The organism is Flavobacterium sp., from assembly GCF_036405015.1.
Classification (GTDB): Bacteria; Bacteroidota; Bacteroidia; order Flavobacteriales; family Flavobacteriaceae; genus Flavobacterium.
This window is the reverse complement of record NZ_DASWYK010000017.1, coordinates 1-16,359: the sequence shown is the minus strand read 5'-3', so window position 1 is coordinate 16,359 and position 16,359 is coordinate 1. Positions and strand designations below refer to the sequence as shown.

20 protein-coding genes are annotated in these 16,359 nt (G+C 31.5%); 17 read left to right on the top strand and 3 right to left on the bottom strand.

Annotation, left to right across the window (positions count from 1 at the left end):
* From VGE71_RS01860 to VGE71_RS01835, 6 genes are all read left to right on the top strand, one after another.
* Positions 1–988, top strand: a 988-nt coding sequence (locus tag VGE71_RS01860; RefSeq protein ID WP_331136775.1) for a L,D-transpeptidase family protein, incomplete at its 5' end; no start/stop codon positions are given.
* 181 nt (positions 989–1,169) lie between these two features.
* On the top strand, positions 1,170–1,520 hold the full coding sequence (locus VGE71_RS01855) for a hypothetical protein (protein ID WP_331136774.1): 351 nt from the start codon (positions 1,170–1,172) through the stop codon (positions 1,518–1,520).
* 215 nt (positions 1,521–1,735) lie between these two features.
* A complete protein-coding gene (locus VGE71_RS01850) occupies positions 1,736–2,452 on the top strand; it encodes a DUF4197 domain-containing protein (protein WP_331136773.1) in 717 nt (238 codons plus the stop codon).
* 125 nt (positions 2,453–2,577) lie between these two features.
* Positions 2,578–3,432: a formyltetrahydrofolate deformylase gene (gene purU / locus VGE71_RS01845; RefSeq protein WP_331136772.1), complete on the top strand. Its 855-nt coding sequence runs from the start codon at positions 2,578–2,580 to the stop codon at positions 3,430–3,432.
* Positions 3,433–4,674: 1,242 nt separating this feature from the next.
* On the top strand, positions 4,675–5,046 hold the full coding sequence (locus VGE71_RS01840) for a hypothetical protein (RefSeq protein WP_331136771.1): 372 nt from the start codon (positions 4,675–4,677) through the stop codon (positions 5,044–5,046).
* A gap of 199 nt (positions 5,047–5,245) precedes the next feature.
* Positions 5,246–5,926, top strand: coding sequence for a hypothetical protein (locus VGE71_RS01835; RefSeq protein ID WP_331136770.1), 681 nt, complete (start codon positions 5,246–5,248; stop codon positions 5,924–5,926).
* 21 nt (positions 5,927–5,947) lie between these two features.
* Here the strand turns inward: VGE71_RS01835 and VGE71_RS01830 are convergent, their stop codons facing one another.
* Both VGE71_RS01830 and pyrF read right to left on the bottom strand, forming a co-directional pair.
* Positions 5,948–6,748 carry a helical backbone metal receptor gene (locus VGE71_RS01830; protein ID WP_331136769.1) on the bottom strand — a complete coding sequence of 267 codons (801 nt, stop codon included), beginning with the start codon at positions 6,746–6,748 and terminating at the stop codon, positions 5,948–5,950.
* Between the two features lie 126 nt (positions 6,749–6,874).
* Positions 6,875–7,702: an orotidine-5'-phosphate decarboxylase gene (gene pyrF, locus VGE71_RS01825; RefSeq protein WP_331136768.1), complete on the bottom strand. Its 828-nt coding sequence runs from the start codon at positions 7,700–7,702 to the stop codon at positions 6,875–6,877.
* Positions 7,703–7,905: 203 nt separating this feature from the next.
* Between pyrF and VGE71_RS01820 the strand changes: the two genes are divergently transcribed.
* The 11 genes from VGE71_RS01820 to VGE71_RS01770 all read left to right on the top strand — a co-directional run bounded on the left by VGE71_RS01820 (position 7,906) and on the right by VGE71_RS01770 (position 14,537).
* Positions 7,906–8,379 (top strand): DNA starvation/stationary phase protection protein, encoded by a 474-nt coding sequence (locus VGE71_RS01820; RefSeq protein WP_331136767.1) that lies wholly within the window; start codon positions 7,906–7,908, stop codon positions 8,377–8,379.
* A gap of 107 nt (positions 8,380–8,486) precedes the next feature.
* Positions 8,487–8,672 (top strand): CsbD family protein, encoded by a 186-nt coding sequence (locus VGE71_RS01815; RefSeq protein ID WP_331136766.1) that lies wholly within the window; start codon positions 8,487–8,489, stop codon positions 8,670–8,672.
* A gap of 157 nt (positions 8,673–8,829) precedes the next feature.
* A complete protein-coding gene (locus tag VGE71_RS01810) occupies positions 8,830–9,381 on the top strand; it encodes a helix-turn-helix domain-containing protein (protein WP_144214767.1) in 552 nt (183 codons plus the stop codon).
* Between the two features lie 21 nt (positions 9,382–9,402).
* Positions 9,403–9,852, top strand: coding sequence for a response regulator (locus tag VGE71_RS01805; RefSeq protein ID WP_144214768.1), 450 nt, complete (start codon positions 9,403–9,405; stop codon positions 9,850–9,852).
* Positions 9,853–9,865: 13 nt separating this feature from the next.
* A complete protein-coding gene (locus VGE71_RS01800) occupies positions 9,866–11,650 on the top strand; it encodes a CHASE3 domain-containing protein (RefSeq protein ID WP_331136765.1) in 1,785 nt (594 codons plus the stop codon).
* Between the two features lie 292 nt (positions 11,651–11,942).
* Positions 11,943–12,515 (top strand): DUF4142 domain-containing protein, encoded by a 573-nt coding sequence (locus VGE71_RS01795; protein ID WP_331136764.1) that lies wholly within the window; start codon positions 11,943–11,945, stop codon positions 12,513–12,515.
* Between the two features lie 36 nt (positions 12,516–12,551).
* Positions 12,552–13,199, top strand: a complete 648-nt coding sequence (locus VGE71_RS01790; protein ID WP_331136763.1) for a porin family protein — start codon at positions 12,552–12,554, stop codon at positions 13,197–13,199.
* A 36-nt stretch (positions 13,200–13,235) separates the two neighbouring features.
* Entirely contained in the window at positions 13,236–13,388 is a 153-nt protein-coding gene (locus tag VGE71_RS01785) for a lmo0937 family membrane protein (protein WP_143102046.1), read from the top strand.
* A 55-nt stretch (positions 13,389–13,443) separates the two neighbouring features.
* Complete coding sequence (locus VGE71_RS01780) at positions 13,444–13,728, top strand: YtxH domain-containing protein (protein WP_144214772.1); 285 nt, start codon at positions 13,444–13,446, stop codon at positions 13,726–13,728.
* Positions 13,729–13,774: 46 nt separating this feature from the next.
* Positions 13,775–14,134 (top strand): hypothetical protein, encoded by a 360-nt coding sequence (locus VGE71_RS01775; RefSeq protein WP_144214773.1) that lies wholly within the window; start codon positions 13,775–13,777, stop codon positions 14,132–14,134.
* A gap of 31 nt (positions 14,135–14,165) precedes the next feature.
* Positions 14,166–14,537: a hypothetical protein gene (locus tag VGE71_RS01770; RefSeq protein WP_331136762.1), complete on the top strand. Its 372-nt coding sequence runs from the start codon at positions 14,166–14,168 to the stop codon at positions 14,535–14,537.
* A 401-nt stretch (positions 14,538–14,938) separates the two neighbouring features.
* Here VGE71_RS01770 and VGE71_RS01765 read toward each other — a convergent pair whose 3' ends face one another.
* On the bottom strand, positions 14,939–16,270 hold the full coding sequence (locus VGE71_RS01765; RefSeq protein WP_331136761.1) for a DUF5723 family protein: 1,332 nt from the start codon (positions 16,268–16,270) through the stop codon (positions 14,939–14,941).
* Positions 16,271–16,359 lie beyond the last annotated feature (89 nt).

Sequence of the window (16,359 nt, the reverse complement as noted above, 5' to 3'; positions counted from 1 at the left end):
GAAAAGTTACAAAAAGTTAGATCACAGTAAAAAATGGAAACCAATTGTTCCAGCAGAAACTCCATATAAAGATTTACGTCCAGATGCTGTTTCTAATACAATTGCGCAAGTTAGAACTCGTCTTTATTTATTAGGAGATTTGAAACAGGATTCTAAAAGCGATGTTTACGATCGTGAATTGATGGATGCTGTAATGAAATACAAAGTTCGTAACGGATTTAAACCGAATTACATTCTTTCTGAAGAACATATTAAAGAAATGAATATTCCATTGACAGAAAAAATGGAAACTTTAAAACTGAACATGGAAAGATGTCGTGCCATTGCCGCTCAAATTGCAGCAAGCGATGAATACGTTTTGGTAAACGTTCCATCTTATGAAATGGTTTATGTTAAAAACGGAAAAGTACAATTGACTTCTCCAGTATTTGTTGGAGCTCCTTTAACTAAAACAACGATTTTTAATGGAGAAATAGACCGAATCGTTTTCAGTCCATATTGGACAGTACCACAAAGTATTGTACAAAACGAGTTAAAATCTAAAATTGCTTCAGATCCGAATTATTTAGCAGAAAAAAACATGGAAATTGTGAATGGACAAGTAAGACAAAAACCAGGTCCTGACAATTCTTTAGGCTTGGTAAAATTTATGTTTCCAAATTCAGATGATATTTATATGCATGATACGCCTTCTAAAACCTTGTTCGATTTTGAAAAAAGAACTTTCAGCCACGGTTGCATTAATGTGAAAATGGCTAAAGAACTTGCCGTTGCTATGTTACAAGATTATCCAGAATGGACTCAGGCAAAAATTGATAAAGCTATGGATGGTAAAGCAGAAAACAGCTTTAAATTGTCTAAAAAAGTGCCTATTTATATTACCTATTTTACTTCATTAGTAAATGAAAATGGTGAAATCGGATTCTTCCCAGATGTTTATGAAAAAGATGCCGAGCTAACAAGCCAAAGTGCGGTAGCGGCTCAATAATATAAGTTTTATTCAGTTGAAGTGAGAATTTATCAATTTTGGTAAGTTCTCACTTTTTTATCTCCAAAAAAAACATAACTTATTAAAAATAAACCTTTTAATAGTAAAAACACTTTTAAAGTCTTACGATTTTTGCACTCAGATTATACCACTAATTTGTAATATTTAAAAGCTAATTATTATGAAAACAAATAATACCGAAGGACTAACTATGTTTGAAATCAATGTCTTAATTCAGCAAGGAGCAAAGTTTATTGTATTTCCTTTTATCTTTTCTAAAATGGTAAAAAGAATTAAAGAATCTAACATTTATTTTGTCCGTCCAAACGAAAGTACTTTCAAATACGCTTTAAAACATTTTTATCTCAATCTCTCTGCAAGCTGGCGTATATTCCCTTATGGACCAATTTATGTTTTAAAATCACTTTTTTTCTTGATTAAAGGGGGAAAAGATTATACTGAAACCATTTTGAAAGATTTAAGTAGAAACAATCCTGTTTACAATCCGCAAACGAGATTGTCTTATAAATAAAATAGCTTCATTAAAGCATCAGCAATCTTAAATTAAATAATACTATTCAGGAAATATTGTCCCAAAATTCAATTGATTTCTGCAGATTGACCTGCTTAAATTTGTGACTTCGGATGTATTGTTAATTCTCAAACAAAATGTTGCTGTCTATGACATAAAATTGTGGCTTTATTTTTGAATAAGTAGTATTTTTGAAACTTAAATAAAACCCCATAATGAAAAAGATTTTCCTATTAGCCGTTACATTTTCTCTGACGTCTTGTGCACAAGTACAACAGACTTTAAATCAATTGCCTCAAATAGCTTCACAACTTCCTGCTGGTAATGTTGATATCGCTTCTGGATTAAAAGAAGCCTTGAACAAAGGAATTACACAACAAGTAAGTAAATTAACCGCAGTTGACGGGTTTTATAAAAATGAAGCCGTAAAAATCTTAATGCCAGAAGAATTACAAAAAGTAGACGCTACTTTAAGAAAAATCGGTTTAAGTTCTCTTGCCGATGAAGGAATTAAAATGTTGAATCGTGCTGCTGAAGATGCTGTAAAAGAAGCTACTCCGATATTTGTTACTGCTGTGAAAAACATGACTTTTACAGATGCCAAAAACATTCTTTTAGGAAATGACAGCGCAGCAACAAGTTATTTACAAAATAGCACTACAACAGCTTTATACGGAAAATTTAATCCGGTAATTAAGAGCTCGTTTGAAAAAGTGGGTGCTGATGTAGTTTGGAAAAATATTATCACAAAATACAATACTATTCCATTAGTAAAAAAAGTAAACCCTGATTTAACTGATTATACAACAAATCAAGCTTTAGCAGGAGTTTTCAAAATGATTGCTGTAGAAGAAAAAGAAATTAGAAACGACATTTCTGCAAGAACAACGCCTTTATTAAAAAGTGTTTTTGCATTACAAGACGGAAAATAGATTTTTCTGAGGTTCAAAGGCTCAAAGTTACAAAGGCTCAAAGTTTTTTAAACTTGAGAACTTTACATCTTGAAAAACATTACGGTTAAACGATTAACCGATTAAACCAAAAAACAAAAAACCAAATGCATAAAATTACCATTTTAATTCACTGTAAAGATCAAAAAAATATTATAGCCTCTGTTACCACTTTTATTGCTAAAGTAGGCGGAAATATTACTTACATTGACCAGCATGTTGATGTTGAGCAAAATGTATTCTTTATGCGTTTGGAGTGTGAGTTTACCAATACTCAAATTACAGTAGAAGGTTTTAAAGAAGATTTCGATCAGACTCTTGCTTCTAAATTTGATATGTCATGGGATTTGTACAGTCAGGAACAAAAGCCAAAAATGGCATTGTTTGTTTCTAAATACGATCACTGTCTTTTTGATATTTTAGGACGTTACAGCGCTGGTGAGCTTAATATCGAAATTCCGCTGATTATTAGTAATCATAATGATTTAAGATCAATCGCAGAACGTTTTGATATTCCGTATCACTTGGTTCCTTTTACAAAAGACAACAAAGAAGAAGGTGAAGCAAAACAAATAGAATTACTAAAAAAATATGATATCGATTTTATTGTTTTAGCGCGTTACATGCAAATTATCACGCCAAAATTGATTTCACTTTACGAAAATAAAATCATCAATATTCATCATTCGTTCTTACCTGCTTTTCCAGGAGCTAAGCCTTATCATTCTGCTTTTAAACGTGGTGTAAAAATTATCGGGGCAACAAGTCATTATGTAACCGAGGAGTTAGACGAAGGTCCGATTATTGAACAGGATATTTCCAGAGTTTCTCATATTCATTCTGTAGAAGATTTTATTATGAAAGGGCGTGATTTAGAACGAATTGTTTTGGCAAGAGCGATCAAATTACATTCGGAACGTAAAACAATGGTTTACAGCAACAAAACGGTTGTTTTTTCTTAACGAAAATGCTAAGTTTTTAATCTTTGAACACATAATTAACCCGATAGATTTTTAGAATTTATCGGGTTTTCTTTTTAAAATATTTGTAGTTTAAAAGTTCTAAAATTTGCTCTCTTTAGACTTCGATATTTTGCATTTTGATCGTAATTATTATTTTTTAGAGAGAAAAAAGCATCTTTACCATTAGCATTTTAGCAATTAAAAAAACAATCTCTTATTATATTCTTAAGCAAAATTAAATGTTCGTGTATTTAAATAGTTAAAAGAATATTTTTCATTGCAGAATGCTCAAAATCTGGCATTTAAAAATCTTAACGTATGTCCAACAAAGTAATAACAAAACCTTAACAGCATAACATCGATTTATGTCTGACCTTTGTAATGTAATAAACTGGTTATTTATTATTTTGGTTTTGGTTAGTTAAATGATGCCGACATCTTCGAGATGCCGGCATTCTTTTTTGATATTAATTTAGGTTTTGGCTGCCTTACTTTATACTTAATTTTTAACGCAGAGAAAGCTAAGTTTTTTTTATCTAAGAGTTTTTTTTAAGTTCGCAAAGCTTTATCCTAGAATTTGCAAACTTTGGACTTCAAAATGTATTTCAACGACATTAACTTATATTCAACAAAGTAATAACAAGACCTTAACAGCTTTGCATTGATTTATGTCGGATCTTTGTAATGTAATAAACTGGTTATTTATTATTTTGGTTTTGGTTAGTTAAAACAATGCCGGCGTCTTCGAGATGCCGGCATTCTTTTTTTATATTGGTTTGTTTTAGGTTTAAGGTTTCAGGTTGTTTAGCTTTGAACATAATTTAACCGCAAAGTTCGCAAAGCTATAGGAATAAAACTTTGCGAACTCTGCGTAAATCTTTGTGTGCTTTGCGGTTGAGCTTTACATTAACTTATATTCAACAAAGTAATAACAAGACCTTAACAGCCTTACATTGATTTATGTCGGATCTTTGTAATGTAATAAACTGGTTATTTATTATTTTGGTTTTGGTTAGTTAAATAATGCCAGCTTCTTCGAGAGGCTGGCATTTTTTTTTGTCTATTTTTTGAGGTTTCAAATTTCAGGTTTTCGTTGTTCCAAGTTGTTTTGTGATTATTATGTTGAAGGCAAAAACATATAAAAATGCTGATTTTTTAACAAAATTTTTTCAACCCTTTTAGAGATTTAAAACTTCTATATAATATTGAGCAATTATTAATAACCAATTAACTTTAAAAACGATGAAAAAAATTTTTTCTATTTTGACTTTGGGTATGTTATTTTCTTGTGCAAATGAGGCCGAAACCACACAAGCTTCTACAGATGATGAAATTATTAAACTCATGAAAACACCCGACAAAAGTACTTTAACAGAAGCTCAGATAAAAAGAATTTTAAATTATCTGGAAAAACATCCCGAAAATTCTAAGTATTTAATAACCGAAGATATTTCAAAATTCCCTAAGCCTCCCGTAATGACCCCAGGCTTAAAAGAAAGAATGAAAACCGGAAAATATATACTAGAGGACTATTTACAAATCGAAACAGTTCCTCAAGGCGCTCCAGATTATGGAGCAACTTTACAAATAATAAGTCTTGATAGTATAAAGTAATTCTAGTTTCAGATTTAATTTTAAGTTTCTCTGCTTTGTGTTTAAATCAACCACAAAACAGAAACTTAAGATTTTGATCAAATCTTATACTTTTCTATTTATTACATTTTTTTCGTACAAATCTTTCACCCTTTTTGAGTATTTGATACTCTTATTATTTAGTGCATCGAGTAATTTTAATTTAATAATTAAATTTTTTATGATGAAATTCTTACCCATTATCCTTTTCCTATCTGCTTTTTTAAAATTCTTTTTTCAGAAAAGCAATAACTCCGAAATTAGAAAAGGTGTATATATTTTTAGTACCGAATACAAATTTGAAAATAAATCATTTAAATTTCCTGATGATAGTGTTTTTATCGATAACGAATTTGCTATCGAAAAGGTTATTAGAATAGATGAAACCGAATTCTTTGGCGCAACTAGCATCAAACAATCTCTAGATCGATATAATTTCATTGATTTTAAAAAAGGGCTGTATAAAAATATAGAAAAGAATCTTGACCCAGATTTTGAAAATATTCCATGGGAAGATATTAGTAAAAAAAAGTTTGCAATTGACTTTAGTGCTAAATGGGAAAATAGTGAAATTTATAAAACCAAGGATACCATTTACGAAGGAATAAAAGTCAAAAAAATTGAATACACATCGATTACAAATGAAAAGTACGAGATATATCTACAGCCAAATTTATCCAAAACTCAGGATTTTGTGTTTTATAAAGGCATTGAGGATAAATATAACGGAGAAGTATTAAAAATGGTCGTTACCTATCCAAACCACAAAGAAACTTCTACTACAACCAAGAAATTTATCCCAATTAAAAATCATGAAGTTTTAAACGCTCTAGAAAAACTAATTCTGAAAGCAAAACAATAGCTTTCTAACATCATAAAACAACTAATTCTTCAACCTTTCGTGAAGTATTTTAAAGTAAGAAAATGCTTTTAGCAATCGGCTGCCGTGCCAAGAAAACATTTCTCCGTCTACGAAAATGGTTTTGGCGTGGTGTGTAAATCTTCCGATTTCAAAAGCATCTTCTTCTTTAAAAGGATAGGGTTCTGATGAAAGAAAAACAATGTCCGGATCGCCTTCTAAACGCATTTTCTTGAGTTCTATTTCCGGATAACGCCCTTTGTCTTCGTAGATATTTTTAAAATGATTGAGTTTTAATAACTCATTGATATAAGTATCTTTTCCTGCAACCATATAAGGATCTTTCCAAATAAAATAAGCAGCTTTCTTTTCTTTAATATCTTTTATATAATTTTTGAAATCGCTCAAGGCGAAAGTCAATTTGTTATTCCATTTCTGTGCTTCTGTTCTACAATTGAATAATTGACCGAAGTCTGAAATCATTTGTAAATTATCTTCGACAGAAACAATATTAGTAACCCAAACTGGACAAATAGCACTTAATTGCTCAACAATCTCTTGAGTATTCTCTTCTTTGTTACAAATGATAATATCGGGCTGTAAAAGCTTTATTTTTTCAAAGTGAATTTTCTTTGTACCACCGACAATCTTTTTGGTCGATTTGAAATGAAAAGGATGTACACAAAACTTCGTAATTCCGATAATTTTGTCTTCTAAACCTAAATCATATAATAATTCGGTTTGAGAAGGAACAAGCGAAATGATACGTTTTGGAGCATTTTCAAAAGAATGAACAGTTCCTATTTGATCGGTAATTTGTTTCATGTGTCGTAGGAAGATTTTTTAGCCACGAATTCACGAATTTCTTTTCAATTCGTGTCAATTTTAGCTGCGAATTTCACTAATTCCGTAAATTAAAAAAGAAATTCGTGAATTCGTGGCCAACATTTATTAAAGCTGAAACTTCAAACCAATAATCTCTTCCATTTCTTTCTGCACTTTTAAGGCTTCTTCTCTTGCTTTTTCAGCAAAATCAGTTCCTTTTGAGGCATAGATAATTGCTCTTGCCGAATTTACTAAAAGTCCCACTTTATCATTCATTCCGTATTTACATACTTCGGATAAACTTCCGCCTTGAGCACCAATTCCTGGAACCAACAAGAAACTATCTGGAACAATTTTTCTGATTTCAGTAAAATATTCTGCTTTTGTAGCGCCCACAACGTACATTAAGTTTTCGCTATTTTTCCAAGTTTTAGAAGTTTCTAGAACTTGTTTGTATAATTCCTTTCCGTTTGTATTTAATGTTTGAAAATCGAAAGCACCTTCGTTAGAAGTCAAGGCTAACATAATCGTATGTTTGTTTTCGAAAGCCAAAAATGGTTCAACTGAATCTTTTCCCATGTATGGGGCAACAGTTACACTATCAAAATTCAAATCTTCAAAAAAAGCTTTCGCATACATGCTTGAAGTATTTCCTATGTCACCACGTTTTGCATCGGCAATAGTAAAAATATCAGGATAATTTTCGTTGATATAATTGATTGTTTTTTGCAAAGACATCCATCCTTTAATTCCGTATGCTTCAAAAAATGCCGTATTCGGTTTATAACCAACAGTCAAATCGTGTGTTGCATCGATTATAGCTTTATTAAACTCAAAGATAGGATCTTCGGTTTCCAATAAATGTTGTGGCATTTTATCCAAATCAGGATCTAAACCAACGCATAAAAATGATTTTTTTTGAAGAATTTGTTCGTGTAGTTGTTGTGTTGTCATATTGTATTTTAATAGTGCGGCAAAATTACAAATAATATCATTGTTAATTGTAAATGGTGAATGGTTAATTGTAAATGATAAATATTGCCAAATTTTCTAATTATCTAATTAACATTGAATTCCTGTAATAACTCTTCAAAATTGTGTAAAGAAAAACAAGAGCTACTCAGGTATCTTTGAGAAAACACTTAAAAAAGACAATCATGAGCCCAAATATCGGAATTACACCCGCAAATCTAAAAAAGAGCGCTTCTATCCTAGGAACAATCTTATCGAACGAAATGACATTATATGTAAAAACCAGAAAATTTCACTGGAATATCTCAGGAAACAGTTTTATGGAGTTACATAAATTATTTGAAGAGCAATACCGAATTCTAGAAGCTCAAATTGATGAAGTTGCGGAACGCATTAATCAGTTGGGAGAAAAAACAATTGGGACAATGAAGGAGTTTATCGACAATTCTACTTTGAAAGAATCTCCAAAAGAATATGCTTCACAAAAGCATATGTTATCTGAACTTCTTGAAAATCATGAGCAATTGGTAACTGAATTTAGAAGCTACATTCCCATTTTTGAGGATGAAACCAAAGATGCCGGATCGGCTGATTTTGTTACAGGATTACTGCAACAACACGAAAAAATGGCTTGGATTCTGAGAAGATATCAGGTTTAAAAAAAGAGTCAAAATGAAAATTATGCAACTGTTATTAAAATAAATGTAACAAAAAGCTAACTCCTAATTTGCAATTTTACAATATAATAATTCAAACAAAAAACATCATGAATACTACAGAGATAAAAGGAAACTGGAATGAGTTAAAAGGAAAATTGAAACAAAAGTATGCTGATCTTACTGATGACGATTTACTTTACGAAGAAGGAAAAGAAGATGAAATGTACGGAAGACTTCAGAAAAAATTAGGTCAAACAAAAGAAGAATTTCATAAAATCTTGTCTGATTTGTAAACCCTTACAACTCAACAGGGAAATACCGTCTAGTAAAAAATATTAGGCGGTATTTTTTTGATAATTTTATTTTAAAATACATTTAACTTGTAATTCTAAGCTATTTTTAAGCAAAAACACCAAATAATTTAAGTATCTTTAACCAAATTTCTATAAAATGAAACTATTTATAAAGTTCGACATTAACACCATTTGCTCTCTTTATTTAAAACAAAATCTGGAACAAAATAATATAAATTTTACAACGCTGGGTTTTGGAGAAATTGAGATTGAAGACAATATAGATGCCGAAGCACTTGAGAATTTAAAAAACAAATTAAGTCCTTGTGGTTTTGAAGTAGTTGAAAATCAAAAGAGTGTGCTGGTTCAAAAAATAAAAGATGCTATTATTGAGCTTGTTTTTATGGATGACAGCAACAATTATAAAAGTTCTGTGTTCTTGGCTGAAAAGCTAAATCACAGTTATGGATATTTATCAAATGTTTTCTCAGAAGTAACATATTCTTCTATTGAAAACTTTATCATTTTACAGAAAATCGAAAGAGCAAAACAATTGATTATTATCAATGAAATGAGTTTGACGGAAATTGCTTTTTTACTAAATTACTCCAGTGTTGCCCATTTGAGTACGCAGTTTAAAAACACTACCGGAATTACTCCGTCTGCTTTTCAGAGAATTATTAAGAAACGAAGAGAAAATTTAAAATAAAACCCAAATACCACGATCAAAATGCAAAAAAACGCATTACACATTTTACTTGCCGATGATGATGAAGATGACCGTCTTTTCTTTAAAGATGCTTTCGAAGAAATCAAAATACAAACAAATGTAAATTTTGTTCACGACGGAATGCAGCTTATGGATCATTTAATGAACCCAGACAATAAACTTCCGGATATTTTGTTTCTAGATTTGAACATGCCTAAAAAAACAGGTAAAGAATGTTTAATTGAAATCAAGAAAACAGAGCATTTAAAAGATATAATCATTGCAATCTATTCTACTTCTTCTTCTGAAGAAGATATCGAAGATACCTTTATTCAAGGTGCCAATATTTACATCAAAAAACCTAGCGATTTCAATACGCTTAAAAAAATCATTAATGAAGTCGTGACTGTGAACTGGCATTATCATACTTCGGGACTAAACCGTGATAATTTCCTGCTCCGACTAAAATAAGAGCCATAAATAAATGAAGTGGATACCAAATTTTAATTCTTCAAACTCTTTGAGAGTTATTTTTGTAATCGCAGTTTTCATTCTGTTATTTCTTTCTTCAATTGCTTACAAACATAATCAGGACTTGAATGAATCGAGTAAACTGGTTATGCATACTTACGAAATAAACATCCAGCTCGAACGATTAATGTCGGCTATAAAAGATGCAGAAACGGGCCAGCGAGGTTATATCATCACTCGCAATGCCCGTTTTCTGACGCCTTATATTTATTCTCGAGATAAGGTCAATACTTCTTTTATTACCTTAAAAAAATTGACTGCCGACAATCCGCAGCAGCAAAAAAACCTTCAAAATTTATTCAAACTCATTACCCAGCGTTTTGTTTCTTTTGAAAACTGTCTAAAATACAGTGATCCTAAAACGTACGACAAACGCAAACTAGACAATCACATGTTTGGCGGTCGTATTTTAATGGAAAATATTCGCTTTAAGGTGGATGAAATGAATGATATTGAAAAGACATTTCTAAAAAAAAGACTTAAAATCTATGATTCCGAGATTTCTTTAAGTCCGCTTTTTTCTATTTCATTATTTTTAGTCGCTTTATGCTTTATTTTACTAGCTTACAGACAAATTAGCCGTGATTTTGAACGCCTGAAAATCTTCAACAAAAGACTTTTAATTTCTACAGGTTTAATTGCAGAATCGGAAAGCATTGGGAATTTCAGCACTTGGCAATGGGATTTAGACACCGACAAAATAGATTATTCAGACAATCAATATCGTTTGTTGGGACACGAACCTAATTCTTTTGTTCCAAACAAAGCAACACTTCTAAAATTTGTTCATCCAGAAGATAAAGAAACTTTTGCCAAATATATGGACGCGATTGTGGAGAAAAAATATCTTCCGTTTGTGTATTATAAAATTGTGCGACCAGATTACGAAGTCCGCTATTTTAAAACCACAGGAAAAATCGTTACCGACCAACAAGGAAGCAAAATTTTACTTGGAATTAATTTTGACATTACAGATGAACATTTATTAAATATCGAACTTCAAGAACGAAATAAAGAACTTGAAAAAAGCAATAAAGAACTGGCTTCATTCAACCACGTTGCCAGTCACGATTTGCAGGAACCACTTAGAAAAATACAAACTTTTATCTCAAGAGTTTCAGATGCCGATAAAGCGGTTATGTCTGACAGTGCTAAAAATTATATCACTAAAATTGAAAGTTCGGCTAAAAGAATGCGCGTTTTAATTGACGATCTTCTTTTATTTTCGAGAACGAATACGACCAAAAAAGAATTCATTAAAATGAATCTGAACGAACTTTTGGATAATGCCGAATCAGAACTGGCAGAAATTATTGAAGAAAAAAGAGCCGTCATCAAAACCAATAAGCTTCCGAAACTGGCTGTTATTCCGTATCAGATCGAACAGCTTTTCATTAATTTAATTGGAAATTCATTAAAATACAGTCAACCTGAAATTGATCCAGAAATTTCGATTACAAGTGAGAAAGTAAATTCATCAGATTATCCAGAAATATTGGAACAGTCTATAAAGAAATTCCATAAAATAACTTTTACAGACAACGGAATGGGATTTGATCCGCAGTTTAAGCAAACGATTTTTATTCTTTTTCAGAGATTACATTCCAAAACAGATTATCCTGGAACCGGAATCGGATTAGCGATTTGCAAAAAAATTGTCGAAAACCATAAAGGTCACATTATAGCAGACAGTACTCTTGGAAAAGGTTCTATATTTACCGTTTTCCTTCCCGATTAGAATTTTGATTTTAATTGAAAAACTCAAAAAATAAAAAACAGATACTATCTTATATTATTTGTAAGAAAAAAAATCTTCACATTTCTACAAAAACAAAAAAAGAAATTATAGAAAAACCTATAATTTCTTTTTTTGTTAGCCATAAGCCAAAACCTTCAAACCTTTGATTTTAAAAGGATAACACCAAAAAATAATTCCGTTATGGGAATTATATAACGTTTCATTTTTATGCTGTAAAGCAAAATCTTTCATTCGTTAGCATCTTTGTAATGTAATACTTGAGGAAATAATAATGAAAGCAATTACCATATTAAAAGCTTCACTTTTTAGAGTCTTTTTCTTGTCTGTATTAGTACTCTGCATTACGTCATGCAGAAAGATTAATCCGATAGAAAGTTCTTTAAAAAACCAGGCTTTTGCGATAACAGAAAGAGAAGAAACAGAAGCACTGTTTTTTATTTCGACGGCAAATGCAACTAAATCTATTATTTCTAAAAGTGAAATTGCACAAGAAAAAAGTTCAGACGCCATTGTTCAGGAATTGGGAAAAAGAATTGAATTTCAAGAAAATCAAATTCTGAACGACATATCAAAAATGGCCACGATGAAGCTCATTGTCATTAATGAAATTAACACCACACACCAAAAAAGAGACCTGTACAACCTCATTGATGCAAATGGTAAAGATTTTAATGATGTTTATCTCGACGCCATGAAAGATGCTTTAAACGATCAAATCGAATTGTTTGAAACCATATCAAGAGAAACAAATGACAAACAGATTCTAGAAATGGTCTTGAGATATTTGCCTGAACAATATAAACTCTTACGAGAGACCGAAAGATTAAGAAAACAAAATGTATAAACGCCTATTATCTATCTATTAACTAAATTTTTTACTATGAAATTACAAGCCAATTTTTTATGCGCCTTAACACTTTTTTTATCAGCTTCATTTGGAATGCTGCACGCTCAAGACAATAATGTAAATACCGAGTTCGGTGTAAAAGGAGGATTCAACATGTCTAACCTTTATAATAGCGGAGACGATGTAGATGACAACAATATTTTATACGGATTTAATGCCGGGTTTTACGCTACACTTCCAATTTCAGATATGGTAGCGATTCAGCCAGAGCTTTTGTTTACTACAAAAGGTGCTGAGTTAGAATACAGCAACGCTTTTGCAAGCGGAAGCACAAAATTCAAACTAAATTATATCGAAGTTCCTTTATTAGTGAGAGTGAATGTTACTAAAAACTTTAATATTCATGCCGGTGGATATGCATCTTATCTGGTAAGTTCTAAAATTAAAGGAGAAGGAGATTTTCAGTTTGATCAAGAAATTGACAGAGATGATCTTGCAAAATTTGACGCAGGTATCGCTGCAGGTGTAGGAGTTGATTTTGATCCAATAAGCATCGGAGTACGTTACAACTATGGTTTAACAACCGTTGGTAAAGAAAGAACTGTTGCTGGAACAACTTACACAGTTCCAGACGCTAAAAACAGCAATCTGACTTTATACCTTTCGTATAAGTTGAACTAAACAGAAATTAATTATTAACCTCTAAAATAAAAAACCATGTCTAACTTATTATATACTATCGCAGTGATTCTGGTTATACTTTGGGCTTTAGGGTTCTTTGTTTACAGTTTTGGAAGTATTATCCATATACTTTTAGTAATCGCCATTATCGCAATTCTTCTTAGACTTATTAAAGGTCGAGAAATATAAGCCAATTTTTAAATCAACAAATTATAAATATTAATCCATTTTTAAATCAATTATTATGAAAACTAGTAGCACAATTTTAGGAATTTTAGGAGCCGCAGCGGCGGGAGCGTTTATAGGAGTTTTGTTTGCACCAGATAAAGGTTCAAATACAAGAAAAAAAATCAAAGATAAATCGAAAGATTACAGCGATAACCTTAAAACGAAATTTGATAATGTTGTAAACACAATCACTTCAAACGGTAAAGAAATTATCGAAGAAGGAAAATCTAAACTTAACCAAGTTAAAGATGATTTCAACGCAATCAAAGATGAAGCTAAAACAGTAAAATCTAACTATTAATCGAAGTATTAATTAGTGAAATTTTCAAACCATAAAACCCTATATCATGGAACCAAACGCAACAACAAACGAGAATCTTAATCTTTACGAAAAAGCTGAAAACTATGCTAAAACAAGTTTAGAATTATTAAAACTAAAAACAGTATGTTCAGTCGCTGACGGTGTGTCATCGTTGGCATCAAAGATAGCAATCGGGATTGTTGTTGCGTTTTTTACCTTATTTCTCAATATAGGGATTAGCTTATGGATCGGTAAAGAACTTGGAGAGTATTATTATGGTTTTTTCATCATGGCATTGTTCTACTTACTTGTTGTAATTATTGTAGTCAAATCACATCATAAAATCATAAAAACGCCAATCGGCAATACTATCATTTCAAGTATCTTAAAAGACAATAAAGATTGAGATTTAATTTATTAATACAAAAAACTAACCTATGGAGGCTATATATAATATTGATCAGTTAAATCAGAAAATTAAAGAATTAGAAGTTCGTCAAGACACCGAATGGTGTGCTATTAAAGACCATGTTGATGAAATTAAAGAAAATCTAAAACCAATCAACCTGATTCGAAATACAGTCGAAGAAATCAACGAAACTGTTGGTTTTAAAAGCCATCTGGCACAATCGGCTATCAGTATCGGAATCGGTTATATCGCAAAACGATTTATTGTTGGAAAAGGAGATTCTATGTTTAAAGGCATTTTAGGTTCGGTAGTACAACTTATTGTAACGAATCTGGTCTCTAAACCACAAAACGAAACTTCAAATGAAACTTCCGAAGAAGAAGATTCAACAAACTACTAAACATCGCAAGAGTAATTTGTCAAACTAAATTTATGTATTATGGAAAAGTTAAACAATATAATAGTTAAAAATGGTGTATACGTTTACTCGAATCTATATAAATGTTTTGAATACACAAGAGTATTTCTAGGTATCTAACATTCATTATACGCTTATTGGGGAAAGCGGTTAATGAAGATAAGACCTTCACTATATATTTTTAAAAAAAAGCAGAATTTACTTTGGTAAATTCTGCTTTTTTTTAGGGACAAAATTACAGAGGGACAAAGGGACAAAGTTTAAATGCTGTTGACTTTTCAGGGTGACAAAGTAAAAAAACTTTGTCTCTTTGTCACTCTGCACCTCTGTAACTTTTTTAGGCAACAACAGAAAAACTTTGTCCCTTTGAACCTTTGCACCTCTTAGTTATAATTTTGATAAATCGGTAATTTCAAACCAACATATACATTTGCTCCTTTGGAATTGTTTGAAAACAAATTGGTAATCAAAGTTCCGGAACCGATAAAGATTGGGCCGGCTCTGAAACCTGTTCCTACTTGAGTTCCGCTGTATTCCATGTAGGTTACTGGAAGGTAAAAACTGAATTGTCTTGTTTCGTATCTTGGAGTAAAAGTAACCGAATTTGCAATCGTAGTTCCGTTTACTTTATTGGCATTGACCAAACTGAAATCTCCGCTTAAATTCAGGTAAAATTTATTGTCGATATTCCAGTCAAAGTTAGTATGAAGTGCTGTTGGCAGATTTGCTTTAATCGCTTTTCTTGATGACGTTTTAGTATAATTGGCGTCAAAGAATTCGAAAATATCCTCGGCATCATCAATGTCTTCCTGAGTTATTCTTCCGTTTAAGTTATAGGTGTTCTCTGTTATGTTTTTATAATTCAAACTACCAATATCAGTTACCGAAGCAGCCGCTTTAAACTTATAACGGTTTCCGATACAAGTATGGCAATTGGTACGATATTCATACGTAAAACCTAAATCTACGCCTACTCCAGCCGAATTCGGATCGAATTTCATCTTTTCTCCATTTTCGTAATCGTAACTTGCAGCCATTCTTAAAGTTCCAGTCGAATAATATTCGCTCAAAGCCGGATTTGCCGCGTTTCTGTTAAAAACAACACTCACATCATTTCCGTTAATATAACCGTTTGCTCCTGCCATTAAATATTTCAGGGTAATTCCACCTTTTACAAAATGGTCGTCGCGATCTAATAAAACCGTTCCGTAAGAAGCGCCAATTTCTGCCCACGAATTCGTAACCCCATTCGGATTTCCGCCCGAAATTAAAAAGCTATTTGAAGCATCGATATCTTTACTTACCTCATCGACAAGTTCACCATTTACGCCTACCATATTAGTCACACTTCGTACTCTTGTAAAAAGCGCAATACTGTGCACAGGTGTAATATTCAAGGTAAACGAAGGTCCTAGAATATCGAGATTCAAATTTCCTCTGTTGTTAGATTTAAAATTTTTACTCGCATCAACATTAAAATCGTAATTACCGTCTAAAGCATCTAAAACGTTGATAGAATACAAATCATTCTGCCCTGTTGCACTTACAGAACCAATAGTGACATCCGATTTATACTTAGAATCGACAACATTGGACGGATTAAACAATACACTCTGAATTCCAGCATAATTATCATCTCGAAATCCGAAATACGATTGCGACCGCGCATAAAAAAAGCTTCCAAAGAAGCATAAAAATAGTAAAGTTTTCTTCATAGATTTTAAAAATAGATTGGTTGGTTTGGCAAATATGAAGCAAAAAAAGTTTAAAAAAAACTTTAGATTTTATGAATTCGTTAACTTTT